Below are 24,947 nucleotides of genomic sequence, written 5' to 3'. Positions count from 1 at the left end.
ATCGAGGGCGGATCAGCGCGTCGTTCGAGAGCGATGACGACTGCGCTCGCGGCCACCGGCGGCGTCGGCGTCGTACTCGCGTGGCTCGAGTTCGTCCTCATCCGGCAGCAGCTCGCGGTGGGATTGTGGGTCATCGCCGTGGCTGTCGTGTCGATCGCTCTGGTGCGCGTGTCCTGCGCCGGTAAGCCCGCCGCGCTGGGAACCGCGCTCGGCGGTGTCGTCGTGGTCGCTCAGGCGGCATGGTTGGTGACGGGCCTTCACGCACTGTGGGTCACGACCTTGACCGCGGCCACGGTGCTCGGCTTCTTCATGCTCGCGTCGGCATGGGCAGGCCGTTCGAGGGCCTCCACGCGGAGGGTGGCCACCGCAATCCCGGTCGGCGTCGCTGCAGCTGTTGCATTGCTGGTCTCGGCGGTGGTCGTCGGCACGGCGGCCAGTCCGGCTCCGCTGATTCGATCCCTGCATGCAGTGGGGCAGAGCAATTCCTTCGAGGCCGACGCCCGGACTGCGACGACAGTGGTCGACGGTGCGCGCCTCACCAACGACGTCGAATACGGCTCGACGCTTCCGAATTCGTTCCTCGACATCTACATCGCCGACGACGATCCATCGGTCAGCCGGCCCACATACATCACGATTCACGGTGGTGGCTGGATCGTCGGCGACAAAACGGACGGTGCTCCTAGCGCAGATTCCGCCGGTGCGTCGTGGGCCGGCCCCATGCTCGACGCCGGCTACAACGTGGTGTCGGTGAACTACGCGTTCGCACCGAGTTACCTATTCCCCACGCAGACAATACAACTGGGCCAGGCCATGCAGTTCCTGGAAACGAACGCCGACCGTTACGGACTCGACATGAGTCGCGTCGTGCTCGCCGGAACCAGCGCGGGTGGTCACATCGTGGGCAATTACGCCACCGTGCAGACCAACTCCGAGTACGCGCGAGCACTGGGTATCGAACCCACCATGGACCGAAGCGCTCTGAAGGCGATCGTGTTCGAGAGTGCAGCCCTCGATGTCGCTAGAGCGGGCGCACCGCAATCACCGAGCCCGTCGAACGGTTTCTTCTTCGACATCGCCGCCCGAAGCTATCTCGACACCACCGACACCGCTTTGCTTGCGCAGGCGAACATCATCGACAATGTCACCGCCGACTTTCCACCGAGTTTCATCTCCGACGGCAACACCGGGACTTTTCCCGACCAGGCAGCCGAACTGAGCGCCCAGCTCGACAGAATGGGCGTCGCCAATCGCCTGAACCTGTACAGCAAGAATCAGGCGAGACTCGACCACTCGTTCATGTCGGTTGATTCACAGTGGACCGACGACTACAGCCGCCTCAAGATCGAGTTTCTCCGCGGCATCGTCTGATTCATCGCCCTTCAGCTCGGTCCGAAACGTTCCGTTCGGATGTTCGCTGCCGAGTGGCCCCGCGCCACCAGCATGTCGGCCACGGTGTCGACGAAGCTCGTGGGACCGCAGATGTAGCAGCGTGGTTCGAACTCCGCCGGCCATCCGTGGGCGTCGAGGTCTTCGATCGTGATGCGGCCGAGCGGCCGTGCGTTGCCGGCAGGAGCACGTCGCGTGTGGATCATCGTGATGTCCACGCCCGCCGGAGGGCGAGCCCACTCGTCCGCGAAGTAGACCTCCGCGGGCTCGCGCACCGAATACAGCACCCGGAACGGCACCCGTCCACCCGTTGCGGACGCCTGCGCGCGGACCATCGCGCGGAGCGGGACGATGCCGGAACCGCCACCCACCAACAGGATCGGCGGGGACGGTCTCTCGGAGGGCTGGGACGGCCGCCAGACGAACCATCGGCCCACCGGACCGCGGATTTCGATGCGATCACCGGCTTCGACGACGTCGACCAGGTAGGGCGACACCTCGCCGTCCGCGACGTTCTGCACCGTGATCTCGATACGCGACGTGCCGTCGGGTGCCGACGCCAAGGAGTAGCTTCGCTGTGCGCTGTAGCCGTCCTCGGCGGTGAGCTTGACGTCCACATGCTGCCCGGCAAGGTGGCCGGGCCATCCGTCGACGTCGAGAACGAGGGTGGACGCAGTGGGTGTCTCACGCCGCACGGCCGCCACCGTGGCAACGAGCCAGGGTTTCGCCCCGGCTGCCGATGTCACGTCAGTCGCCCTGGTATCGCTGCTCGCGCCACGGATCTCCGTAGTCGTGGTATCCACCACGCTCCCAGAAGCCTTGCTCGTTCTCCAACGTGAGCTCGATGCGTGAGATCCATTTCGCGGATTTCCAGAAGTACAGATGCGGAACGAGAAGCCGTGCGGGACCGCCGTGTTCGCGAGCCAGGGGAGCGCCGTCGAACTCGGTGACCAGCCAGGCCTTCCCATCCCTGAGGTCTTCGAGGGGGAGGTTGGTGGTGTAGCCGTCGAAGCCGTGCACCACGACGTACCCGGCATCGGTGTCGAGTCCGTCCAACAGAACGTCGAGGCTCACGCCCGTCCACGTTGTATCGAGCTTCGACCACTTGGTGACGCAGTGGATGTCGACGGTCGGGCTCTCGTGCGGAAGTGCCGCGAATTCGTCCCAGGTCCAGCTTCGAGTGTCGCCGCGTTCGGTGGCGATCGAGAAGGACCACGTGTCGGTCGCGACCACCGGCGCGGGCCCGATCGCGAGGACGGGAAAGTCCTTGGTCAGGTACTGACCGGGGGGAGTGCGCCCGTCGTCGCCGCGTCGTCGGCCCACGAAGCCCTTCGAGATCAATGCCATGGTGCCAAATTGTGCGCTCGTGGTCGGGAGTCTGACAAGTCGAAGCACCGAACTACGTCTGCGCTTTTGTATGCTCCGCCGCCCATGATCCGAGGAGGCGCAGGCGCTCGGCACTCGGCGAGCCTGGTTCAGCGGTGTAGACCATGAGGATGGATCCGGGATCCGCAGTGATGGCAAGTGCCTCGTAGGCGAGGTGGATTTCGCCTACGACCGGATGGTTGAAGCGCTTCATGCCCGCCCCGTGGGTTCGGACATTGTGGGCACCCCACAATCTTCGGAATGTCTCGTCGCGGGTGGAGAGTTCGCCGACGAGGTCCTGAAGTCCTTTGTCGTGCGGGTCGCGGCCTGCTTCGGCTCGCATGATGGCGACAGACATCTCGGCGAAGGTGTCCCAGTCGGGGTAGAACTCTCGGGACGACGGATCCAGGAACTGGAATCGGGCGAGATTGGGTGTTCGTCCGCCGTCGCCGATCACCGGGGCGTAGAACGCTTTCCCGAGTTCGTTGAACGCCAGAAGATCTTGACGTTGGTTGCGAACGAACGCGATCCCGTCCGTTATCGAGTCGAGGGCCCACTGCAGACTGATTCGCTGGGCCGAAGGGCGCGCCGTCTTGCGTCGTTGACGTCCGGAGGTCGGGACTCCGTCGACGGCTCGTGCGAGGTCGAGAAGGTGTGTGTGCTCGGTGTCGTCGAGTTGTAGTGCGCGAGAGAGTGCGTCGAGTACGGACGCCGATGCACCGCCGATGGCACCGCGCTCGATGCGCGCGTAGTACTCGACGGACAGTCCTGCGAGTGCTGCCACTTCACTTCGTCGTAGTCCGGGGACTCTGCGACGGTTGCCTCCGCCCGTGATCCCGGCTGCATTCGGGGTTAGCCTGGCTCGACGCGTCATGAGGAACTCGCGCACCTCGGCCTTGGTGTCCATGCCTTCAAGGGTAAGACTGTCCGACCGATCGAGCGATGCCCTGCTGATACACCCTTCCCGACCAGGTTCGTTTCGTGGCCTGTGCTTTTCAGGCCAGGGTCGAGGTATCGATGACGAAGCGGTAGCGAACGTCGGAGGCGAGCACCCGCTCCCACGCGTCGTTGATCTTGTCGGCAGAGATCACTTCGATGTCGGCACCGAGATGATGCTCGGCGCAGAAGTCGAGCATTTCCTGAGTTTCGGCGATCGAACCGATGGCCGAGCCGGCAAAAGTCCTGCGGTGGGGGATGAGCGAGAAGATCTGCACCGGAAGCGGTTCCGCAGGAGCACCGACGTTGACCATTGCGCCGTCGACGGCGAGCAAAGACAAGTGGGCGTTCAGGTCGATCGAAGCGCTGACGGTGTTGATGATCAGATCGAATGTGGACGCGAGTTTCTCGAACGTATCGGGGTCGCTGGTTGCGTAATAGTGGTCCGCTCCCAGTCGGAGTCCGTCCTCTTGCTTCTTCAGCGACTGCGACAGCACGGTCACCTCGGCTCCCATGGCGTGGGCGATCTTGACGGCCATGTGGCCCAGTCCGCCCATGCCGACGATAGCGACCTTCTTGCCGGGGCCGGCACCCCAGTGGCGGAGGGGTGAATAGGTGGTGATGCCGGCGCACAGCAGGGGTGCGGCGGCGTCGAGCGCGATGCCGTCGGGGATCTTGACGACGAAGTGTTCGGTGACGACGACCTGCTGGGAGTAGCCGCCCTGGGTGGTCGTGCCGTCGCGGTCGGTGCCGCCGTAGGTCTGGATGTTGCCGACGAGGCAGTACTGTTCGAGTCCCTTGACGCACTGGGCGCATTCGCCACACGAGTTGACCATGCAGCCGACTCCTACTCGATCGCCGACGGCGTGCTTGGTGACGGCGGATCCGACCTCGGCCACTGTTCCTGCGATTTCGTGGCCGACGACCAGCGGGTATGGCACCGGGCCCCACTCGCCTCGTGCGGTGTGTATGTCGGAGTGACAGATTCCCGCGAACTCGATGTCGATCCGGACGTCGTGCGGTCCGACATCGCGGCGCTCGATGGTGGAAGGAGACAGGGGCTGATCAGCTGCGGTTGCGGCGTATGCCTTTACAGAAGTTGTCATGACTCGATCCAACATGGGCAGACCGGGCCGAAACAGTCTCTGGTGAGAGGTGTACCGAAAAGGCACCCCTCGTCAGACCTCGTCGTCGAACGTCAGAATACGCGCCCGCCCTCGTGCTACCGGCGGGGTCCGATCGTATCGTCGAACCCGAGACGCGATTCGACGGCGGAGGGAGAATACGAATTCGACCGCCTGCCAGTACAGAATCCCGACGACGATCGACAGGGCGAATGCCAGCCAGGGATGGTCGTCGCGCAGCGGCAGATAGACCTGGAAATGGGTGAGGTAGATGAAGAGGGAGGCGCTCGCCAGAACTCCTGCCAACCGGCCCAGCAACGCGGGGAACGGAACCGACGACAGCCATACCACCATGCACAGGCCGATGGTGACGATGATTTCTCGTTGCGTGTCTCCGAAGAAGAACCCGGGAACCGTGGCCGCGATGGCTACCGTCACCCACAGTCGTTGCCGAATCGTATTTGCCTGCGCCGCAGCCCAACCCAACGCGAACAACCAGAAGACCACCGATGCGGTGAGGATCCGGTTGGGGCTGTCGTCGATGTCGATCAACCCGTAGCGGGTGACGAGTCCGAGGCCCACGAGGCCCATCGGGAACCAGAACGAGTGACCACGCTCGAATCGGTCGAGCAACGGAACGGACAGTGCCGCAGCAGCGGCGAGAACGATGTACACGATCGCCTCGACGAACCAGTACCGCCATTCCGCAGACCACCCGTCGGGGCCGAGGATCCCATTGAGCAGAAATGCACTGGTGATCCGATAGTCCCCGGTGAGGGCGATGACGAATCCGATCCACACCATGCTGGGTAGGGCTATCCGGGCGACGCTTCGGAGCACACGTCGCGTCCGCTCGTTTCGGTCTGCGGCCCCGAGGTGAAAGCGGGCGAAGTTGTAGCCGGCTATGCCGAGTAGCACGTGAGCCCCGCCGAGCAACGCGAACAGGTGAATGTGCGAGCCGACGATCGCAACGATCGCGAGGGCGCGCAGCAGAACGTTCGTCTCCACTCGGTGCCAGCCGCGGCGTGAGCGCGGACCTCGATCGAAGTCTCGAACCGGTGTGGTGTGCCAGTTTTCGGGCAGATGGCCGAGCATGGCCTCCAGCCGCAGGGACATACGGACGTACGACAGCGAGTCACCGCCCAAACTCACGAACGTACTGTCGTCCTCCACCTGTGAGCAGTGCAGGATCTCGGCGAACAGAGCCTTCACATCGGCGGTAGGTGGGACGGTGTCCGACGTGACGAGATCCTGCCGGGCAGCGATGTCCGCCACCGCTCGCAGATCGGGTTTGCCGGTGGGCGTTCGCGGCACTCGGTCGACGAGACACACCCGAACCGCTGCAGCGGGAAGGCCACTGGTTTGCGCGGCTGTGCGGCGGACGGCGTCGATGTCTCCGCCCTCCATGACGACGACCAGCTCGTCGATACCACCGGCGCAGCATGCCGTGAACCCACGTTGCGCGAGCGCGGACTCGACGCGCTGCAGGTCGATACGCAGGCCGAAGACCTTCGCGAATCGACTGCGTCGGCCCACCACCTCGTAGAATCCGTCGTCTGTGAGTCGCGCGAGATCGCCGGTGTGCAGTTCGCCGGCGAGGGTGTCACCGAGGCGAAGGTCGTCGGGACTCTCGGCGTAGCCGAGCATGACGTTCGGCCCCGAGTAGACGAGTTCGCCTGTCCCACTGGGACAGTCGTCGACCGTCTCCAGTCGGAAGGCTCCCCCGGGAATCGGACGGCCGATGGTGTGTGGGTGAGTGACGGCCAGATCGGATGGCAGATAGGCCATTCGGGCCGTTGCCTCGGTCTGCCCGTACATGACGAAGAGGTCCCATCCCCGACGTCGACCGAGCTCTGCGTATTTTCGGACGCGGTCCGGCGGCATCTTGCCGCCGGCCTGCGTGATGTAGCGCAGATCGGGCAGATCCAGCTGATCGAACCCCATCCGGTCGAGCAGATCGAAGGTGTACGGCACACCCGCGAACGTCGTTCCGCGCTGAGTCCGCACGAGGGTCCAGAAGTCGGGATCGGTGACGGACGAATCGGTCAGAATCAACGCGGCACCGCGTAGGAGGTGGCTGTGCACGACCGACAATCCGTAGCAGTAGTGCATGGGCAGGGTCGTCACTGCTCGGTCGGTGCCGCGGATGCCGAGATATTCGGCGATCGACTCGGCGTTGGACTGCACGTTTCGGTGTGAGAGTCGGACGAGTTTGGGTGAACCGGTGGAGCCGGACGTGCTCAGAAGCAACGCGAGGTCGGGGTGCAGGTGGCGCGCGGGCCGTCGGTCGTCCTTGTCGACGACGCTGCGGCCGTCGAGGGTGCGCACCACCACATCGGGCCGGTAGGCGTCGATCAGACCGTCGAAGTGGGCGGGATTCTCGCCTGGAGCCATCAGCACCGGATGCCCGGCCCGCAGCGCCGCCAGATACGTGACGATCACGTCGACGTCGTTGGAACCGGCGATCAGCACGAGACGACGCGTCGTTCCGAGTTCCGATGCGCGATGCTCGACGCGTTCGTCGAGGTCACGGTAGGTGAGCGTCTCGTCGGTCGTGATCAGAGCAGGGTCGTCACCGAAGCGGCCGAGGTCGAGCGCGAAGCGCACGCCGGGGCGGTCGAGGTAGGTCATCTCGCTGAGCACCGACGGAGTCTATATAAGGAATGCCGAACCTAACTAGACGGCAGTGCGCAGCAAGCTTCAGGCGTCGGTCGCCGGCTCCAACGTGTCGGCGAGCATGTGCATTGCCGCGGTGGTGGACAGTGCACGCACACTTGCCCGGTCGCCGGGGAGATGAAGGGTGCGGGTGACGGTCGGCCGGCCGGTGGAGGCGATGGCAAAACAGACGGTGCCGACCGGTTTTGCCTCGGTGCCCCCGCCCGGGCCTGCGACGCCACTGGTCGATACCGCGATGTCGACGTTCAGTCGGTTCAGCGCTCCCTCGGCCATCAGCGCGGCCACCGGCTCGCTCACGGCTCCGTGTTGCTCGATGACCTCTGCGGGGACGTCGAGCAGGCCGGTCTTGGCCTCGTTGGCGTAGGACACCACCGCGCCGATGACGTACGCCGACGATCCTGCGCGATCGGTGAGACGTGCGGCGATCATCCCTCCGGTGCACGATTCTGCCGTGGCGATGCGATGCCCGGACAGACGGTGTGCCACGATGTCGTCGATCGTGGAACCATCGGTCGAAAAGACCTGTGTGCCATGGATTTTTTCGATGAGACGTTCGAGATCGGCGTAGGCAGTTCTCGCCGACTCGGTATAGCGGGTCACCATTTCGAGCTCGCCGAGGCTCAGACAGGTGGTGATCTCGAGATCGCCGAATCCCGTGATCTCGCTTTCGGCTGTCCGCAGCGTTGCGGCAAGGTCGGCCTCGGACAGTCGATAGCCGCGAATGGTGTCCTGACGCATTTGCGTGCGGCGGGCGAGAACCTCGGCGACGGGTGCGCTGTCGAGTGCCTCCGGCCACATCGCCTGCAGTTCGCGAGGTGGGCCGGGCAGGATGAGGACGGCGGGTAGCGACCTGGAGTCGTCGGCGGGTATCGCTACCCCGGGTGCGGTTCCGGTCGGTGAAATCGACTGCGCGCCTCGAGGAACCATCGCCTGCTTTCGGATACCGGCGCGCAGCGGCTCGGAGTCGGCTGCAGAAGTCATTCGGCTTCGCCACCGCTGCACGATCGCGTGGATGCGATCTTCGAGCTCGGTGTCCAGTGTCAATTCGCGACCGTACAGCGCGGCGACGGTCGGGACGGTGAGGTCATCGGCAGTCGGACCCAAACCGCCGGTGGTGACGATCAAGTCGACGCGTTGATCGGCCAGGAATCGAACCTGCGCCGTCAGATCGTCCGGCCGATCACCGCAGACGGTGATGTGTGCGACGTCGACCCCCATCTCCAGAAGACGCTGAGCCACCCACGGGCCGTTCCGGTCTGTGACGCGACCGGCCAGAACTTCGGTTCCCGTGACCACCACACCTGCTCGCACAGTCATCCCTCGACCTTACTGACTGGGGGGCGGGCGATGACTTTTGCGGTTGGCCCGGGTCCAACACGTGACATCTACCGCTACCGAGGAGACAGCCATGACCACCACCCACACCCCGGCACCGGGGAAGATCGCCCCGCGGATCGGCCTCGTTCTACAGATCCTCGTGATCGTCTTTCTTCTGTTCGACGCGATCAGCCACATTCTGAATCTCCAGGTGGTGAAAGATGCGTCGGTCGACCTGGGCCTGCGCGACGAGATGGCGCCGATCACCGGCATCGTCATGCTGATCATCTTGGTTCTCTACGCAGTTCCCGTGACGTCGATCCTGGGTGCCATCGTGCTCACCGGCTATCTCGGCGGTGCGGTGCTGACCAATTGGCGCGTCGAGAAGCCGCTGCTGAGCACAGTGTTCTTCGCGATCTACGTGGGCATCGCAGCGTGGGGAGCGCTGTACCTACGGGACGAGCGGGTTCGCAGCATCATTCCGTTGCGCCGAACCTAGAGCTCTCCGCAAACGCGCGCGCGTTCGCTCGGGTGGCCGAGCTTCTCCCTGTCCGCCGCAAACGCGTGCGCGTTCGCCGAATGCTCGCGGAATCGTCGACGAACCTGCGCGCGCCTGGCGAATGCGCGCGCGTTTGCCGCGACTTCGTTGTCCACGAGTCGAACTCGGGCAAGCCGGCCGTGCAATTCGAGCTCGAATCCGGCCACCGGTCAGGTTGTTTCTCCCGCGCCGCCGCCGCCCGTGAACAGATGGTCGTCCATCCGAGCGTCGCCGGCGATGATCGTCAGGTCGAGGTCCGGTGCTGTGGTCGATTCGTCGCCAGGAGAGCCGACGTAGACGCAGATGCCGGTCTGGACGTCCAGTCGCACGGTTTCCGGTGGTCCCGGGACCCAGTGGTCCGCCTCGAAGTCGTAGTGCCCGCTCAGCAGAGCACAGCACTCGCATCGGGCGTCGTATCGGTTCGTCGTGACTACAGTCGCCTGCCAGGCCGGTCGGCCGTGATGCGCGACGGCCCTCACCTCGGACAGTTCCGTGACCGTCTCCGTGGACGAATGATCGTGAGCAGAGCGGGTGAGTTCGATCGGGTTGAGCATGGCGATCCACTGGTAGTTCTCGTAGAACGGATCGTCGTAATCCACGAGCCATGAACCGGTGATGGACGGTAGAGCAGACACGAGGCCGTCGGAGTCGAACGTCGGTGGAGTGTCCGACGGCCAACGCCCCTCCGCCGGACTACATGCACCGTTCGAGTACTGCACGACCGTGTCGGCGAACGGCACACCAGCGCACACTCTGTCGACAACCTTGCCCTTGGCGTCCTCCACGCGCATATTTCCAGGACGACGAATCCATGCGTGAACCGGCAGTGTGTGGCGAGAAGGTAGGAGCTCGAACTCGACGGTCTTCCACCGCCACGGTGACGACTGCGCCAACCTGCGGAACTGTTCGACGGACGGGTTCGTGATCACGTACCGATCATGCCGTCGACTCGCGGTTCAGTTCTGCACGTTTCCGTTCTCGGGAGGGTGTGGCACGTTCTCGTCGTCCACGTGTGCGCCCTCGACCGCGTCCGTTTCGGCGGTGTGCTCGCGTGGGCCGTCGTTGCTGCCTTCGGACGGAACTGCATCGCTTGCGTCGGTCGGCATTGTCATGAAGTCTCCACAGGGTCGGGGCGAGGAGTCGCCATACGTTGGACACTGTGGGTGTGCCCCAGTGAGCACAGAACTACACCCCGCGACACGCAACGTTCCGAAAATGACAAGGACCGTATGACATCGACAGGCGCACGGGGCTCGGTATGGTCGACGGTTGCAGTGATCGTCGGGATTGTTGCTGTCGGCACGGTTGTTGCCGGACTGCTGCACGAACCGCAGCCCGACCCGATCACGATTCCAGGTTGCGCGGAGGTCATTCAGCCCGAGGACTCGGTGCGAGTGAACTACGCATTCGCCATCGAGGGCGACGCCGACAACTCCGAAGTGCCGTGGAGATTCGACTCCAAAGCACAGTCGATGACCGATGCCCTGATCGCGGCACTTCCCACCGGAGCGACCGTCGAACCCGAACCGTTCGCACCGACCTTCGGCTTCGACGCGGGCGCAGTACGGCAGTCGCTCGACGGCCAGGCCGACGCGCTCGGAACCGTCACCGTCGGCAACCGGACCGGCACGCTGACAGTCACCGTCGGATTGTCCGATCAGCCCGCTGGTCCGTGCCTCGCGGGCTTCGTCGACCAGCGGTCGACGCAATCAGACGGAACTGTGCTCGACATCCAGGACAGCACGCACACGACTCGCGTCGTTGCGAGCGCGATCGACGGCACCCGAATCGATGTGAACGCCAAGGGTGTATTGACGCTCGAGCAAGTCATCGATATCGCTCTGGCACCCGGACTTCGCGCAAGTACACCTGCCTGACGAACTGGGTGCTCCCACGGGCCGCAGCCGTGCGTTCACTACCGTCACTCACCGGCGGCATCCCGCGGATGACACCCGATGGTGAACAGTCACGTCCGCGCGCGTCCAGTGGCCTATCTTGAGTTCGATGCGAATAGCTGTGGTGGAGGACGACGACGGACTCGGTGATGCGTTGGTGGACGCGTTGACCGAGGTGGGGCACACGCCTGTCCGCATGCGCCGCGGTGCCGACGCCCTGCTCGGCTATCACGAGATGGACATCGTGCTGCTGGATCTCGGACTGCCCGACATGGATGGCCTCGACGTTCTTCGAAAGCTCAGGACGCTGAGTTCGGTTCCGGTGGTGGTGCTGACGGCGCGAGACGACGAGCGCTCGGTGGTGCGGGCCCTGCGCGGCGGTGCCGACGACTACGTCGTCAAGCCGGCTCGATTGGGTGAATTGCACGCGAGACTCGAGGTGGCCGCGCATCGTCGAAGCGTGGCCACCGAACCCACGGCCGACAGGCTGACGCTCGGTGACATCGTCGTCGATCTCTCCGGCCGTGCCGTCGAAGTCGGCGGACGCGCTGTTGCGCTGACCACCAAGGAGTTCGACCTGTTGGCTCATCTCGTGACGCGACGCGGTGAAGCAGTGAGCCGGGAACAGTTGATGGACGCCATCTGGGGTGACGCCTACGTCGCGATCTCACGAACGCTCGACGTACACATGACGGCGTTGCGTTCCAAGCTTTCTCGCCCGGGTGCCATCGTCACGATCCGCGGCTTCGGCTACCGCTGGGATACCTGACGTGCGGCGGCGTGTCCTTTTGGTGTTGATGATCTACTCCACCGTGGTCGTGCTTGCTCTGTCGGTTCCCCTCGCGCTGTTGGTCGGTCGCGAACGAGCCCAACGATTCGGCGAGAATCGGGCCGCCGCAGCATCGTTCTTTGCGGAACTCAGCTCGCGAGAAGACGAATCCGGTGTAGCCCGTATCCGAGAATCGGCGCAGCGCTACCACAGTCTGTACGACGAGGGAGTTGCCGTCGTCGATCGCACCGGAGGGGTGCGGGCGGAATCAGGCCTGGACGTGCAGCGTGTCGACGTCCAGCAGTCGGTGGCAGGAGCGCTGCGCAATCAGCGCGGCGACCTACCGTCGAGTCTGACGCCGTGGTCGGATTCCTCGGTGTTGATTGCCGCCCCGGTCGGTGGGGGAACGCAAGTGGACGGCGCAGTGGTGCTAGAGGCGTCCACCGATTCTGCGCGCAGGGACGTCGCGATTGCCTGGGTGGTCATCGCTGTCGGTGCCATGCTGATCCTCGCGACGGTCGCGGTGATCGCTGTTGCGTTGTCGCGCTGGGTCGTTCGTCCGCTGAGCGCATTGTCCTCGCGAGTCCATTCGTTCGGCGACAAGTTCCACGATCAGGTGTCGGTCGAGGGGTCGCACCGACTCGAGCCGGTGCCCTACGTCGGGCCACCGGAGGTGCGTGAGCTGTCCAGTGCCTTCGAGGCCATGGCCGACGACGTCGAGGCCGCCACCGCTGCGCAACGTCGATTGGTGGCCGACACCGCCCATTCTCTCCGGAACCCACTGGCAGCATTGCGAATTCGGATGGACGTTCTGGGAATGCGGGTGCCGGATTCGGCAACCGATGCGCACCGGCGGACCACCCTCGAGGTGGATCGTTTGAGCTCCGTGGTGGAAGGTCTGCTCGTTCTCGCAGCTGCCGAAACCCCGGCGAGCACCCGGTCTCCCGGCTGCGATCTCGGTGCGGTTGTCGCAGATCGAGTCGAATTCTGGTCCAGCACGATAGTCGTGGCGGGAATGACCGTTCACGTCTCGGAGCCGGATGCCGATGCGGATTGTCGCGTTGCGATGTCGGAGGACGACCTGACTCGAATTCTCGACGCTCTGCTGAGCAATGCAACCAAGTACGCCGGCTCCGGCTCCGGCATCGAGATCGACTATCGAAGCAGTGACGCGGACGTCACGATGTGGTTGTCCGACAACGGACCGGGCGTGCCCACCGACGAACTCGGCAAGGTCGTCGATCGGTTCTATCGAGCGTCCGGTTCGCACGGCGACGGTACCGGTCTGGGTCTGTCGATCGTCCACGCCCTGACCGAGCGAGCCGGCGGATCCCTTCGCGTCATGGAGCGTCGGCCAGTGGGACTGCGGATCGAACTGCGACTTCCGAAAGTCGTTTCCTAAGGGAGTGTTAGGAAATCCGAAACGGCTTGGTTCCGGGCTGTGCTTGCCGTCACAGTAGGGAGGCTTCGGTTGCCGATCGATGACCGGCAGCCCAATTGTCCGCTGAATGTGGAAGGACCAAACCATGGCCAACGAGGCCACCTCGATCACCGGTTCGACGCCCCCGAGTCCACCCGTTTCCTCTCGCGCTGCCACCCGCCGTGCCGTCTTCAACACGTTGCGGGGGTCGTCCGGAAATCTGGTCGAGTGGTACGACGTGTACGTCTACACCGTCTTCGCGACGTATTTCGAGAATCAGTTCTTCGACTCCGCCGACAAGAACTCCACCATCTACGTGTACGGGATCTTTGCGGTCACGTTCTTGATGCGACCGGTCGGGTCGTGGTTCTTCGGCCGCTACGCGGACCGCAACGGGCGCAGGGCTGCACTGACGTTCAGCGTCTCGATGATGGCGGCGTGCTCGCTGGTCATCGCGCTGACTCCCGGACGGGAGAGCATCGGCGTATGGGCCGCCGTGATCCTGATCCTGTGCCGGCTGGTTCAGGGCTTCGCCACCGGTGGTGAGTACGGTGCGTCGGCGACGTACATGTCCGAGGCCGCCACGCGCGAGCGTCGGGGATTCTTCTCGTCGTTCCAATACGTCACCCTCGTCGGTGGGCATGTGCTCGCACAGGTGACTCTGCTGCTGATGCAGGTGTTCCTCGAGCGCGAACAGATCGAGGACTTCGGTTGGCGCATAGCCTTCTTCATCGGCGGAGTCGCGGCAGTGGTGGTCTTCTGGCTGCGCCGCAGCATGGACGAATCCTTGACCGAGGATCGACTCGACGCCGTTCGCAGCGGTGCGGACAAAGCCTCCGGTTCCTTGAAGGAGTTGGTCGCCAACCACTGGCGGGCGTTGCTGATCTGCTTCATGGTGACGGCCGGTGGCACCATTGCGTTCTACACCTACAGCGTCAACGCACCCTCGATGGTCAAGACCGCGTACGAGGACCGGGGAATGACCGGTACCTGGATCAACCTCGCCGGCCTGGTCTTCCTCATGCTGCTGCAGCCCATCGGCGGAATGATCAGCGACAAGGTGGGCCGCAAGCCGCTGCTCGTCTTCTTCGGTATCGGAGGCGTGCTGTACACCTACGTACTCATCACGTACCTGCCGACGGCGACGTCGGTGGTGCAGTCGCTCGCCCTGGTGTGCGTCGGCTACGTCATCCTCACCGGCTACACCTCGATCAATGCGATCGTCAAAGCAGAGCTGTTCCCCTCTCACGTCCGCGCACTCGGCGTCGGCTTGGGATACGCGCTCGCCAACTCGGCCTTCGGCGGCACAGCACCACTGATCTACCAAGCCGCGAAGAACGGCGAGCACGTGGGTTGGTTCATCCTCTACGTGACGGTCGTGATCGCCATCTCGCTGCTTGTGTACATCTTCGTACTGCGCAACAAGTCCGAGACCGTACTCGACCGAGAGCAGGGTCGAGCGTTCCAGTGACCTGTGACGCCCTACAGTGACTGACATGGCCGAGCATGCAGCGTCGTTCTCGCGTAGAACGGCGCTGCAGGCCGGTCTGTTGGCACTGAGCGCTGCTTTCGCGGGTGCCTGCGCCTCGGATCCGCCGATGCAGCTGCGCCTCGCTGCAGGCGAGGTCGGTGGCTTCTTCTGGGAGTTCGCCGGACTGCTTTCCGAATCTGTCGCGAAAACCGCTGTAGCACAGATCGTTCCGCTCACCTCTGCCGGCTCCGTCGACAACCTCGAGGCATTGAGTTCTCGGCAGGCCGAGCTGGCACTGACGCTCATGGACGCTGCTTACAGTCATCCGAGCGGAGAGCTGGCGGCAGTCGGGTGCGTCTACGAGAACTACTTCCAAGTGGCCGTGCGAGCAGACTCGACTATCGAGTCCGTGGACGATCTGCGAGGACGAAACGTGAGCATCGGTGCCCCGGGATCCGGTGCCACCGAAGTATCTCAGCGAGTCCTCCGTGCAGCGGGTGTTTCGGAAGACGGTGCTGTCGAAGAGGTTCAGCTCTCAATGAGCTCAGCGGCAGATGCTCTGACGGCCAACGAAGTCGACGCCGTGATGTGGGCGGGCGGGTTGCCGACACCGGCATTTGCCCAGCCTCGAGCCGCGATTCGTCTACTCGATCTGGGTACCGTCGTCGCTGATCTCAGACGCGAATTCGGTACCGCGTACGAGGCTGTGCTGGTACCGGCAAACGTGTACGGCGAACATCCGGAGGTGACCTCCGTGGGCATTCCGAATCTTCTCCTGGCACATCCGGACGTGCCGGACCGCGTTGTCGCTGCACTGGTGGGTGTGCTTCTCGATCAGTCGTCCGGGCTGGTTCCCAGCCAGGCGATCGGCAGCCAATTTCTCGATGCGCGGTCGCTGGTCATGACCGGCAGCATCCCCCTCCACCCCGGAGCCGAACAGGAATATCGCAGACGGCACGGTTGATGATGCGTCTCCATCAACCGTGTCGCCCCGATCTGTTGTACACATTGTTGCAGCACAAACGTATTCGAACTTCAGACCGATCGAGAGCCGATCGCATCGTCATGCAGGCCTTCGGGTTCGGTTCCGGGCAGCTCTGGATCGCTCGCATCGAGCGTCGCTGATCGATCGGCGTCACCGTGAGAGATGGAGGCTGCAATGACGGCCGAGACGGCGCAGCCGATTCCGAGGTACGCCGCGACCAGGTACCAGCCGCCGTCGTTGAAGCCGACGAGTAGTGCAGCGATGAACGGAGTGAGGCCGCCTGCAATGGCACTGGCAACCTGGTAGCCGACTCCGGCACCGCTGTAACGGTATTCGGCACCGAACATCTCGGTGAACAGTGGCTGCTGCGCGCTGACGACCGAATCGTGCCCGATATTGAAGAGGACTACGGCGAGGATCGCGGTACCGACCAGAGAATTGTTGTCCATTGCCATGAAGAACGGAGCCGCACAGACTGCGCCGACAATGGAGCCGAAAACATAGATCCTCTTGCGGCCGTAGCGATCCGACAGGTAAGCAAACGTCGGAATCGTGACGATTCCAAGCGCACCGACCACGAGGATGATGTCCAGCATGAAGCCGCGGCTGATCTCGGTGTGATTGGTGGCGTAGCTCAACGCGAAGGCGGTGACGATGTAGCCGATGAACAGCTCGGCAAAGCGTAGTCCGATGATCTTCAGGAATGCGGTCGGGTGCGCCTTCAGTGCCTCGAGAAGGGGGATCTTCCTCTGCTTCTTGACATCCGAATTCTCGACCTTCTCGGTGAACTCCGCTGTCTCGTTGACGCTGGAGCGGATCCACAGGCCTATTCCTACGAGGACGATGCTGGCGATGAATGGGATTCGCCAGCCCCATTGGTTGAAGTCGTCGTCGCTCAGCGTCGCACTGAGAATGGCTACCGAACCAGTTGCGATAAGTAATCCGACCGAGTATCCGACCTGTACGCCGCTGCTGTAGAACGCCTTCTTTTTCGGGGGCGCGCTTTCGACCGCCATCAAAGCCGCCCCGCCCCACTCACCGCCGACGGCGAATCCCTGAATTGCACGTAGCACGACGAGCAAGGCCGGGGCCCACCATCCGATGGAGTCGAAGGTCGGTAACAGGCCTATCCCAGTCGATGCCAGTCCCATGACGAGCATGGTGATCACCAGCATCCGTTTGCGACCCAGTCGATCTCCGAAGTGGCCGAAGACGATCCCGCCGAGCGGACGGAAGAAGAACCCCACCCCGAACGTGGCGAATGCGGCCAGGGTTCCGATTGCGGGGCTCACGTCGGGGAAAAATGCCGTGTTGAAAACCAGCGCCGCGATCAGGCCGTAAAGGATGAAGTCGTACCAATCGATGACGGCACCCGCGAAACTGCCGAACGCGGCTTTGCGGGCCTGCCGTTCCTGTTCGGGTGTGAACGCTATTTCGGTCATGGTGGTCCTGGGGTCCTATTCGTGAACGAACGCCGTGCGTTCAGGCTGCATGAGGCATGGAGGCTCTTCACTCCACAACATGGATCCCGCAACTGGGATACTAGATGAGTGTGACACGGGGCACGTCAGCTCGCAAGGGCCTCTTTCAGAGCGCTTGGAGTTTGTGTCGCATGCGATCTGCGCGGGAGCCCGTCTGTGCGCGTGTTCGCTGCGCAAGTGCGACCAGGTACATCTCCCGGGTGCGCATGATGTGTACTTCGAGTAGCGGTTCGAGATCTCCGGCGTTACCCGAGTCGAAAATTCTGGCCATGTGTTCGTGCTCGGAGAACGACCGCTCGGGTTCGGTGGGTGAGAGAAACGTGAGGTGGGTGCGGAGCGCAGCTACCCGTGTGAGGTTCATGCGATATGCGTTCTGCAGGTACCGATTTCCGCAGTTTTCGAAGAATGCCTCGTGAAAGCATGTATCGGCTTTCCCGTAGCGCTGCGAGTCCCGGGAGGGGCGCGCCTCGTCCATGTCCTCGATGGCGGAACGGAGGTCGGCGAGGGTGGCCGTGCGATTGCGCTCGAAGGCCAGCGACGCGGCGCGGACTTCGAGTGTGGCGCGAAACTCGCACAGCTCGGCGATTTCGTCCTCGGTCGGTTGGAACACGTACGTTCCGGATTTCGGCACTACCGTGACCAGGCCTTGGAGTTGTAGCAGTCTCATTGCTTCACGGACCGGAGTTCGGCTGACGCCCAGTGCTTCGGCCACTGCGTCTTCGGACAGGGCCTCGCCCAACTCGAAGTTGCCGTCGATGATGGACGCTCTCAGTGTGTCGGCCACCGACGACGCCAGTGACGGGGCCTGTGGGCGCACGGTACGTGCCATGAAATCTCCCGTTTTCGCTGCTTACGGTCTCGACTCTACCGGCATGTACGTCAGGACGGTCGGGTTGCAGCATGCAAAGGTTGCATTCCAAATTGCTTGAATCTAGGATCCTAGTTGCGGAGGATTTGATCCTTCTTCTCGATCTCCACCTCTCCCGCGGTTCGCGACCAGTTCACCGCCGATCACACCAGGAGCACCTTCGTGCATGCAGCCGAAACACTCGAGACCCTGATTTCGCCCGGTTCCTCCATTGTGCGGGCCCCGGGCGCGTTCGACTCGTTTTCGGCGCGACTTGTCGAGAGCGCCGGGTTCCCTGCGGTCTACATGACAGGGTTCGGTGCGACGGCGTCCCGGCTCGGGATGCCCGACATCGGCTTGCTCACGCAGACCGAGATGACCGAACATGCGCGAAACATGGTTCGCAGCACGTCTATCCCAGTCATCGCTGATGCCGATACCGGCTACGGAGGTCCGTCCAACATCGACCGGACCGTGCAGGAATTCATCCAAGCTGGTGTCGCTGCCATCCACCTCGAAGACCAGATCGCGCCGAAGCGGTGTGGTCAGATGGCGGGAATTCGTCTCATGTCGATGGAAGAAAGTAGCCGGCGCATCGAAGCGGCGGTGGCGGCCCGCAAGGGCGGATCTCTTCTGGTGATCGCACGGACAGACGCGCTTGCAGCCACTGGCCACGAAGATGCGATCGCCAGAGCGAAACGATACCGAGATGCCGGTGCTGACCTGGTCTTCGTGGATGGGGTGAAGACGCGGTACGACGTCGATTATGTGGCCGAGAATCTCGCCGGACCCAAGGTGGTCTCTCTGGTCGACGGCACCGAGGCGGCAACCCTGTCTGCATCCGAGCTGGAGGAGCGCGGGTTCTCGGTGGTTTTCTATGCCCTCACTGCACTCTTCTCGGCGGCCACGGCGATGCGAAAGTCGTTGTCGGACTTGAATCGAACTGGCCGGATCAGCTCCGGCGACGACGCGATCACGTACGCAGAGTATTCCGACATCGTCGGACTGCAATACCACCAGAAGCTCGACAACGAATTCGGCGCTCTCTGAGCCGTCCGGATCACAACGAGGAGTCATGCAATGCTGAAGATTGTCGTCACCGATTACGAGTTTCCCGACCTGGTGCCAGAATCGGAGGTGCTCGAGGGCTACGAGATCGATCTGGTTTCCGGTCCGTTCGCGTCCCGAGACGATCTGATCGCTGCGTGCGAAGATGCCGACGCCATCATCAACCAGTACACGATCATCGATTACCAGTTCATCGCGCGCCTGCGCAGGTGCCGAGTGATCTGCAGATACGGAATCGGGGTGAACACCATCGACGTGCCGTCGGCGACAGCATTCGGAATCATGGTCGCGAACGTGCCGGACGGGTCGCTCGACGATGTATCCGATCACGCTGCGGCACTGATCCTGTCGCTGTCGCGGGGGCTGGGGAAATATGACCGTGCTCTTCGATCGGGGCAGTGGAACTATCAGGCCGCGGCACCGTTGCACAGATTGCGAGGTGCATTGTTGGGCTTGATCGGGTTCGGGAACATTCCACAGCGGCTCGCTGCGAAGATGCGGGCCTTTGGTATGGAACCCATCGCTTACGATCCATACTTGACGGCTGAGCAGGCGGAGGAATTGGGGGTTCGACCGGTGGATCTGGCCGATTTGATGCGGCTGTCGGATGTGGTCTCCGTACATGCCCCACTGACCGAATCCACGCGCGGCCTCATCGGGAGGCCTGAGCTGGAATCGATGAAGCCTTCTGCCTTTCTGGTGAACACCTCTCGTGGAGGCATCGTGGACGAGGACGCATTGGCCGATGTTCTGCGGACAGGATCGATTGCGGGTGCAGGACTCGACGTGTTCTCACACGAGCCGCTTCCCGCGAATCACGAATTCGGATCGTTGGACAACACTGTTCTGTCCCCACATTGCGCGTGGTATTCCGAAGAGTCGGAGGTAGAGATTCGCACCAAGACTGCACGCAATGCGCTCGAAGCATTGACGAACGGACGCCCAGTGTATTTGGTCAATACCGAGGTCGAACCGCGACACTTGGACCGGGTCACGGGCTGAGCTGTTGAAGCGTCGGGCACCGGCAAGCCGCGTGGGCGGCTCACCGGTACCCAACGGGCGCAGTGTTCCTACAGTCTCGCCGCGAGTCGGTGGTAGGCCGCGTTCCATCGCAGTGTCTGTTGGAATCCACGCGTGGTGGTGCCCGCATCGATGGTGAGCAGTTCGACGCCGATCATGTCCGAGAATGCCTCCAGCACAGGCAGACCGATGGCGGTGCTCAGAACCGTGTGGTGGGGCGCACCGGCCGTCAGCCAGGATTCCGCCGACACCGCGAGTGAGGGCTGCGGTTCCCACACAGCGCACGCCACGGGTAGTTTCGGCAGCGCCTGTTCGGGCTCGACGACGTCGATCACGTTGGCTGTCAATCTGAATCGTTCACCGACATCCGAGAGTCCGACGACTACGCCGGGTCCTGGATCGGCGGTGAATCGCAGTCGCACCGGGTCTTCGCGGCCACCGATGGACAGTGGATGGATCTCCAGGGTGGGCCGCGACGCGGTGATCGACGGGCACACCTCGAGCATGTGTGCGCCGAGGATCTTCTCCGCACCGGGAACGAGGTTGTAGGTGTAGTCCTCCATGAACGACGTTCCACCGTCGAGTCCCTCGGCCATCACCTTCATGCCGCGCAACAACATCGAGGTCTTCCAGTCACCCTCGCCGCCGAAGCCGTATCCGTCGGCCATGAGGCGCTGCACTGCGAGCCCGGGCAACTGACGAAGTCCGCCGAGATCCTCGAAGTTGGTGGTGAAGGCCCTGAATCCCCCGTCGGTCAGGAACTGCCGCAGCCCGGCTTCGACACGGGCACCGTAGCGGAGGGATTCGTGACGGTCACCGCCCTTGTCGAGACTCGGTGCGATGTCGTAGGACGAGCGGTATTCGTCGATCAGGTCCGAGATCGCCGAGTCGCTCACTCCGTCCACCACCTCGACCAGATCGTTGACGCCGTAGGTGTTGACGGAGACTCCGAATCGCAACTGCGCTTCGACCTTGTCGCCTTCCGTCACTGCGACGTCGCGCATGTTGTCGCCGAAACGTGCCAGGCGCAATGACCTCAGCTCCGCTCGGCCGAGGGCCGCTCGCACCCACTGCTCCGCACGCTCCACAACCGCGGGATTGTCGACGTGGCCCGCCACGATCGTGCGCAGAACCCCCACCCGGGACTCGACGTGCCCGAACTCGCGATCACCGTGGGCGGCCTGATTGAGGTTCATGAACTCCATGTCGATCGTGGACCAGGGCAACGACATTCCCGCCTGCGTATGCAGGTGCAGCAGCGGAACGTCCAACGCATCGAGGCCGGCGATCCACATCTTGGCGGGGGAGAAGGTGTGCATCCACGTCACCACGCCCACGCATTCGTCGGCACCATTGGCCTCGCGCATGGTGCGAAGGATGGACGACGCGTCGAGCAGAACCGGCTTCCAGACCACCGAGACAGGAAGTGCCGCATCGAGTTTGTCCGCGATCTCGCGAGACTGGGCTGCTACTTGTTCGAGGGTCTCGGGCCCGTAGAGGCTTTGACTACCGGTGAGAAACCATACTTCGGACATGGGAGTACCTCCGTGGAGAGAAGATTCGGCGCGCCGGTCAGCGCTGGCCGTAGACGTTCTGATAGCGGTCGTAGAGCGCGTCGACCGATGCGCTCGGAATGCGAAGTGGCTGTCCCAGTTGGTAGGACAGATGTACCGATCGCGCGACGTCCTCGCACATGACAGCCGCCTTCACCGCCGATCGAGCGGTGGGTCCCACCGCGAACACACCGTGGTTCTGCATCAGCACGGCGGGAGATCGACTGTCCGCGAGGGTGTCGACGATGCCGCGTCCGATCGAGTCGTCGCCGATCGTGGCGAAGGGTCCGACCGGGATGTCTCCGCCGAACTCGTCCGCGCACATCGTGGTGACCACGGGAATCGGTTCTCCTCGGGCCGCCCACGCAACCGCGTACGGCGAATGTGTGTGCACCACACCGCCGATGTGTTCGAGGTGTCGGTAGACGTAGGCCTGCGCTTCGGTGTCCGATGACGGCGCATGGTCACCCTCGACCACCTTGCCGTACAGATCGCACACCACCATGTTGCCGGGCGTGAGATCGTCGTACGAAACGCCACTGGGTTTGATGACCATCAGATCCCGGCCCGGAACCCGCGCCGAGACGTTGCCTGCCGTCCACACGACCAGTCCGTACCGCACCAATTCGGCGTGCAGGGTGCAGACGTCGCGGCGGATCTGCTCGATGGCCTCGCGCACGTCGTCGACGACGGTCATCGGGCATCCACCCTTCGGGTCAGCGCGTCACGTCGCAGTGCTCGCAGACGGCGCATGGTCGGCACGTCCCGGCCGAACCGGTCGTGCAATTCCAGATAGATCTCGAACAGGGAGTCGTAGGCTTTCGATCGCGATTCGTCGGGCACGAAAGCGGCCCGGTGTACCTTGCCCATCGACTTCGAGGCGACGGGCACGTCCGGGTAGCACCCGGCCGCCACCGCCGCGTGGATGGCAGATCCCAGAGCAGGTCCCTGTGCGGAGGCGATGACCGACAACGGCATTCGCAGCACATCGGCGTAGATCTGCATGAGCAGCGCGTTGCGTGCCAACCCGCCGGCGACGACGAACTCCTCGACCGGGACGCCACTGTTGCGGAAGGTTTCCACGATGACGCGGGTTCCGAATGCCGTTGCTTCGAGCAGCGCACGGTAGGTGTCCTCGGGACGCGTGGCCAGCGTGGTCCCGACGACCAGGCCGGAGAGCTCGTGATCGACCAGAACCGACCGGTTCCCGCTGTGCCAATCGAGCGCGACGAGTCCGTGCTCGCCCACGTCCTGCGCCTGCGCCAGGCGGGTCAGGTGCTCGTGTACCGACTCACCTGCCGCAGCAGCCGCCTCGCTGTACGCCGCGGGAACCGATGTGCGCGTGAACCATCCGAAAATGTCGCCTACGCCGCTCTGGCCTGCCTCGTAGCCGAACGATCCGGCGACGATTCCGCCGTCCACAACCCCGCACATGCCGGGAACTTCCTTCAGGACGGTCGAGCTCATCACGTGGCAGGTCGAGGTCCCCATGATGGCGACCATTCGGCCCGGTTCCACCGCTCCGGCCGCGGGTGCCGTCACGTGCGCATCGACGTTGCCGACGGCGACGGCTATGCCCTCGGGAAGTCCGGTCCATCGCGCAGCCTCGGCGGTCAACGTACCTGCACGAGAACCCAACTCGCCCAAAGGCTGATCGAGCTTGTCGGCGACGAAGGAACCGAAGCCCGGTGCCAGTTCGGTGAGGAAGTCCACGGACGGGTAGTGCCCGTCCTGATAGATGCCCTTGTAACCGGCGGTACAGGCGTTGCGTACGTAGTGTCCGCACAGTTGCCACACGATCCAATCGGCAGCTTCGACCCATCGGTCCATCGCGTCGTAGATCTCGGAATCTTCCTCGTGAATCTGCAGTGCCTTGGCGAACTCCCATTCCGAGGAGATCAGTCCGCCGTAACGAGGCAGCCAACTCTCGCCGCGACGCGCGGCGAGTTCGTTGATGCGGTCCGCCTGCCCCTGTGCCGCATGGTGTTTCCACAATTTCACGTACGAGTGCGGTCGATCGGCGAAGCGCGGATCTTCGCACAGCGGAGTGCCGTCGGCGTAGGTGGGCACCATGGTGCACGCGGTGAAGTCGGTTGCGATGCCGACCACCTGCTCGGCCTCGATGCCCGCAGCGGCCAGCGCGGCGGGTACCGCCCGACGAAGGACGTCTCGATAGTCGTCCGGTACCTGCAGGGCCCATGCGTCGGGCAATCGGACCGTGCCGTCGGGCAGCGTCTCCTCGAGCACTGCGTGTCGGTAATCATGTACTGCCGAGGCGATTTCGGTGCCGTCGGACACCCGAACGACGACGGCGCGTCCGGACAGGGTGCCGAAGTCGACCCCAACCGTGTATCGGTCAACCGGCATTCAGATCTCCTTCGTGGGTCACCGACTGTGACGTGTGCAACACAGTGTGAGCGCTAACATCGTGTCGAGTCAAGTGCCTGCATCGCGAAGTGGGCGGATCCGACACGATGCGTTCGTCTCGGGTGGTCCTTGCCGCCTATGTCCGGATCGGAGTTACTCGCAGCGCTCGCATGCGCGCCTGTGCATACTGGTGTGATGCGGGCCACATGCGCGATCAGTTCGATGATCTCGGCCCGCCGGTCGCGCAACTCACTCACCGAAGAGGAGAACTCATGGCAGACAACAGAGCAGTGACGTACGCAGGACCGGGCAAGGTAGAGGTGCAGGACATCGCTTTTCCGGGCCTGGAGTTGACCGACGGCCCCGGCGTGAATCCGGCCAACGTCGGACGCAAGTGCGAGCACGGAGTGATTCTGAAGGTCGTCTCGACCAACATCTGCGGCAGTGACCAGCACATGGTTCGTGGGCGCACGACCGCGCCCGAGGGGCTGGTGCTCGGCCACGAGATCACCGGCGAAATCGTCGAGGTCGGACGCGACGTCGAGTTCCTGAAGGTGGGGGACATCTGCTCGGTTCCGTTCAACATCGCCTGCGGGCGCTGTCGAAACTGCAAGGAGCGCAAGACCGGAATCTGTCTCAACGTCAACCCCGATCGACCTGGCTCGGCCTTCGGCTACGTCGACATGGGCGGGTGGGTGGGCGGCCAGGCCGAATACGTCATGGCAC

General features: G+C 63.5%; 23 protein-coding genes. 10 read left to right on the top strand and 13 right to left on the bottom strand.

Translation table 11 applies throughout. The features are described 5' to 3' along the window. Window positions 1–33: 33 nt before the first annotated feature. Window positions 34–1,371, top strand: a complete 1,338-nt coding sequence (locus CH273_RS10950; RefSeq protein ID WP_143546203.1) for an alpha/beta hydrolase — start codon at window positions 34–36, stop codon at window positions 1,369–1,371. An 11-nt stretch (window positions 1,372–1,382) separates the two neighbouring features. On the opposite strand, the gene CH273_RS10945 is transcribed toward CH273_RS10950, so the two are convergent. The 6 genes from CH273_RS10945 to CH273_RS10920 all read right to left on the bottom strand — a co-directional run bounded on the left by CH273_RS10945 (window position 1,383) and on the right by CH273_RS10920 (window position 8,807). Next, entirely contained in the window at window positions 1,383–2,135 is a 753-nt protein-coding gene (locus CH273_RS10945; protein WP_032394834.1) for a ferredoxin reductase, read from the bottom strand. A 1-nt stretch (window position 2,136) separates the two neighbouring features. Beyond that, entirely contained in the window at window positions 2,137–2,736 is a 600-nt protein-coding gene (locus tag CH273_RS10940) for a sulfite oxidase-like oxidoreductase (protein WP_032394833.1), read from the bottom strand. Window positions 2,737–2,788: 52 nt separating this feature from the next. Further along, window positions 2,789–3,661, bottom strand: a complete 873-nt coding sequence (locus CH273_RS10935) for a helix-turn-helix domain-containing protein (RefSeq protein ID WP_032394832.1) — start codon at window positions 3,659–3,661, stop codon at window positions 2,789–2,791. A gap of 88 nt (window positions 3,662–3,749) precedes the next feature. Next, window positions 3,750–4,796 carry an NAD(P)-dependent alcohol dehydrogenase gene (locus CH273_RS10930; RefSeq protein ID WP_032394831.1) on the bottom strand — a complete coding sequence of 349 codons (1,047 nt, stop codon included), beginning with the start codon at window positions 4,794–4,796 and terminating at the stop codon, window positions 3,750–3,752. Window positions 4,797–4,868: 72 nt separating this feature from the next. Further along, complete coding sequence (locus CH273_RS10925; RefSeq protein ID WP_032394908.1) at window positions 4,869–7,445, bottom strand: AMP-binding protein; 2,577 nt, start codon at window positions 7,443–7,445, stop codon at window positions 4,869–4,871. Between the two features lie 69 nt (window positions 7,446–7,514). Beyond that, on the bottom strand, window positions 7,515–8,807 hold the full coding sequence (locus CH273_RS10920; RefSeq protein WP_032394830.1) for a competence/damage-inducible protein A: 1,293 nt from the start codon (window positions 8,805–8,807) through the stop codon (window positions 7,515–7,517). Between the two features lie 91 nt (window positions 8,808–8,898). Between CH273_RS10920 and CH273_RS10915 the strand changes: the two genes are divergently transcribed. Continuing rightward, the gene (locus CH273_RS10915) at window positions 8,899–9,306 is read left to right on the top strand and encodes a DoxX family protein (RefSeq protein WP_032394829.1); all 408 of its coding nucleotides are present in this window, start codon (window positions 8,899–8,901) and stop codon (window positions 9,304–9,306) included. 209 nt (window positions 9,307–9,515) lie between these two features. Here the strand turns inward: CH273_RS10915 and CH273_RS10905 are convergent, their stop codons facing one another. Both CH273_RS10905 and CH273_RS27640 read right to left on the bottom strand, forming a co-directional pair. Continuing rightward, window positions 9,516–10,274, bottom strand: coding sequence for a hypothetical protein (locus CH273_RS10905; RefSeq protein ID WP_032394827.1), 759 nt, complete (start codon window positions 10,272–10,274; stop codon window positions 9,516–9,518). 27 nt (window positions 10,275–10,301) lie between these two features. Then, a complete protein-coding gene (locus tag CH273_RS27640; RefSeq protein WP_176459362.1) occupies window positions 10,302–10,457 on the bottom strand; it encodes a hypothetical protein in 156 nt (51 codons plus the stop codon). A gap of 117 nt (window positions 10,458–10,574) precedes the next feature. On the opposite strand from CH273_RS27640, the gene CH273_RS10900 reads away from it, so the two are divergent. From CH273_RS10900 to CH273_RS10880, 5 genes are all read left to right on the top strand, one after another. Further along, window positions 10,575–11,222: a hypothetical protein gene (locus CH273_RS10900; RefSeq protein ID WP_032394826.1), complete on the top strand. Its 648-nt coding sequence runs from the start codon at window positions 10,575–10,577 to the stop codon at window positions 11,220–11,222. Window positions 11,223–11,349: 127 nt separating this feature from the next. Continuing rightward, entirely contained in the window at window positions 11,350–12,009 is a 660-nt protein-coding gene (locus CH273_RS10895; protein ID WP_032394825.1) for a response regulator transcription factor, read from the top strand. Between the two features lies 1 nt (window position 12,010). After that, a complete protein-coding gene (locus tag CH273_RS10890) occupies window positions 12,011–13,411 on the top strand; it encodes a sensor histidine kinase (RefSeq protein WP_230596699.1) in 1,401 nt (466 codons plus the stop codon). A gap of 124 nt (window positions 13,412–13,535) precedes the next feature. Further along, on the top strand, window positions 13,536–14,900 hold the full coding sequence (locus CH273_RS10885; protein ID WP_032394906.1) for an MFS transporter: 1,365 nt from the start codon (window positions 13,536–13,538) through the stop codon (window positions 14,898–14,900). Window positions 14,901–14,925: 25 nt separating this feature from the next. Further along, a complete protein-coding gene (locus CH273_RS10880) occupies window positions 14,926–15,864 on the top strand; it encodes a TAXI family TRAP transporter solute-binding subunit (RefSeq protein ID WP_032394905.1) in 939 nt (312 codons plus the stop codon). A gap of 71 nt (window positions 15,865–15,935) precedes the next feature. Here the strand turns inward: CH273_RS10880 and shiA are convergent, their stop codons facing one another. Continuing rightward, complete coding sequence (gene shiA, locus CH273_RS10875; protein ID WP_082322417.1) at window positions 15,936–17,327, bottom strand: shikimate transporter; 1,392 nt, start codon at window positions 17,325–17,327, stop codon at window positions 15,936–15,938. A 145-nt stretch (window positions 17,328–17,472) separates the two neighbouring features. After that, complete coding sequence (locus CH273_RS10870; protein ID WP_032394824.1) at window positions 17,473–18,195, bottom strand: GntR family transcriptional regulator; 723 nt, start codon at window positions 18,193–18,195, stop codon at window positions 17,473–17,475. Window positions 18,196–18,396: 201 nt separating this feature from the next. Here CH273_RS10870 and CH273_RS10865 point away from each other — a divergent pair, with 201 nt between their 5' ends. Both CH273_RS10865 and CH273_RS10860 read left to right on the top strand, forming a co-directional pair. Then, window positions 18,397–19,263 carry an isocitrate lyase/PEP mutase family protein gene (locus CH273_RS10865; RefSeq protein ID WP_032394823.1) on the top strand — a complete coding sequence of 289 codons (867 nt, stop codon included), beginning with the start codon at window positions 18,397–18,399 and terminating at the stop codon, window positions 19,261–19,263. A gap of 30 nt (window positions 19,264–19,293) precedes the next feature. Then, on the top strand, window positions 19,294–20,283 hold the full coding sequence (locus CH273_RS10860) for a C-terminal binding protein (RefSeq protein WP_032394822.1): 990 nt from the start codon (window positions 19,294–19,296) through the stop codon (window positions 20,281–20,283). Between the two features lie 68 nt (window positions 20,284–20,351). Here the strand turns inward: CH273_RS10860 and araA are convergent, their stop codons facing one another. The 3 genes from araA to araB are packed head-to-tail and all read right to left on the bottom strand — an operon-like array spanning window position 20,352 to window position 24,221. After that, entirely contained in the window at window positions 20,352–21,836 is a 1,485-nt protein-coding gene (gene araA / locus CH273_RS10855) for an L-arabinose isomerase (RefSeq protein WP_032394821.1), read from the bottom strand. A gap of 37 nt (window positions 21,837–21,873) precedes the next feature. After that, window positions 21,874–22,551, bottom strand: a complete 678-nt coding sequence (locus CH273_RS10850) for an L-ribulose-5-phosphate 4-epimerase (protein ID WP_032394820.1) — start codon at window positions 22,549–22,551, stop codon at window positions 21,874–21,876. Next, entirely contained in the window at window positions 22,548–24,221 is a 1,674-nt protein-coding gene (araB, locus tag CH273_RS10845) for a ribulokinase (RefSeq protein ID WP_032394819.1), read from the bottom strand. The genes CH273_RS10850 and araB overlap by 4 nt, the downstream gene beginning before the upstream one ends. A gap of 272 nt (window positions 24,222–24,493) precedes the next feature. On the opposite strand from araB, the gene CH273_RS10840 reads away from it, so the two are divergent. Continuing rightward, the coding region (locus CH273_RS10840) for an alcohol dehydrogenase catalytic domain-containing protein (protein ID WP_179275451.1) at window positions 24,494–24,947 on the top strand (454 nt) is incomplete at its 3' end.

This window comes from Rhodococcus sp. 05-339-2 (assembly GCF_002258965.1).
Classification (GTDB): domain Bacteria; phylum Actinomycetota; class Actinomycetes; order Mycobacteriales; family Mycobacteriaceae; genus Rhodococcoides.
Note: the sequence above shows the minus strand (reverse complement) of the source record. Positions and strands in the feature narration are given on the sequence as shown.

Bases quoted from the DNA above. Each gene is read 5' to 3' on its own strand.
- CH273_RS10935 (WP_032394832.1), bottom strand. From the start codon at position 3,661: ATGGACACCAAGGCCGAGGTGCGCGAGTTCCTCATGACGCGTCGAGCC.
- CH273_RS10885 (WP_032394906.1), top strand. From the start codon at position 13,536: ATGGCCAACGAGGCCACCTCGATCACCGGTTCGACGCCCCCGAGTCCA.
- CH273_RS10930 (WP_032394831.1), bottom strand. From the start codon at position 4,796: ATGACAACTTCTGTAAAGGCATACGCCGCAACCGCAGCTGATCAGCCC.
- CH273_RS10860 (WP_032394822.1), top strand. From the start codon at position 19,294: ATGCTGAAGATTGTCGTCACCGATTACGAGTTTCCCGACCTGGTGCCA.
- CH273_RS10920 (WP_032394830.1), bottom strand. From the start codon at position 8,807: ATGACTGTGCGAGCAGGTGTGGTGGTCACGGGAACCGAAGTTCTGGCC.
- CH273_RS10950 (WP_143546203.1), top strand. From the start codon at position 34: ATGACGACTGCGCTCGCGGCCACCGGCGGCGTCGGCGTCGTACTCGCG.
- CH273_RS27640 (WP_176459362.1), bottom strand. From the start codon at position 10,457: ATGACAATGCCGACCGACGCAAGCGATGCAGTTCCGTCCGAAGGCAGC.
- shiA (WP_082322417.1), bottom strand. From the start codon at position 17,327: ATGACCGAAATAGCGTTCACACCCGAACAGGAACGGCAGGCCCGCAAA.
- CH273_RS10880 (WP_032394905.1), top strand. From the start codon at position 14,926: ATGGCCGAGCATGCAGCGTCGTTCTCGCGTAGAACGGCGCTGCAGGCC.
- CH273_RS10915 (WP_032394829.1), top strand. From the start codon at position 8,899: ATGACCACCACCCACACCCCGGCACCGGGGAAGATCGCCCCGCGGATC.
- CH273_RS10940 (WP_032394833.1), bottom strand. From the start codon at position 2,736: ATGGCATTGATCTCGAAGGGCTTCGTGGGCCGACGACGCGGCGACGAC.
- CH273_RS10925 (WP_032394908.1), bottom strand. From the start codon at position 7,445: ATGACCTACCTCGACCGCCCCGGCGTGCGCTTCGCGCTCGACCTCGGC.
- CH273_RS10870 (WP_032394824.1), bottom strand. From the start codon at position 18,195: ATGGCACGTACCGTGCGCCCACAGGCCCCGTCACTGGCGTCGTCGGTG.
- araB (WP_032394819.1), bottom strand. From the start codon at position 24,221: ATGCCGGTTGACCGATACACGGTTGGGGTCGACTTCGGCACCCTGTCC.
- CH273_RS10900 (WP_032394826.1), top strand. From the start codon at position 10,575: ATGACATCGACAGGCGCACGGGGCTCGGTATGGTCGACGGTTGCAGTG.
- CH273_RS10895 (WP_032394825.1), top strand. From the start codon at position 11,350: ATGCGAATAGCTGTGGTGGAGGACGACGACGGACTCGGTGATGCGTTG.
- CH273_RS10850 (WP_032394820.1), bottom strand. From the start codon at position 22,551: ATGACCGTCGTCGACGACGTGCGCGAGGCCATCGAGCAGATCCGCCGC.
- araA (WP_032394821.1), bottom strand. From the start codon at position 21,836: ATGTCCGAAGTATGGTTTCTCACCGGTAGTCAAAGCCTCTACGGGCCC.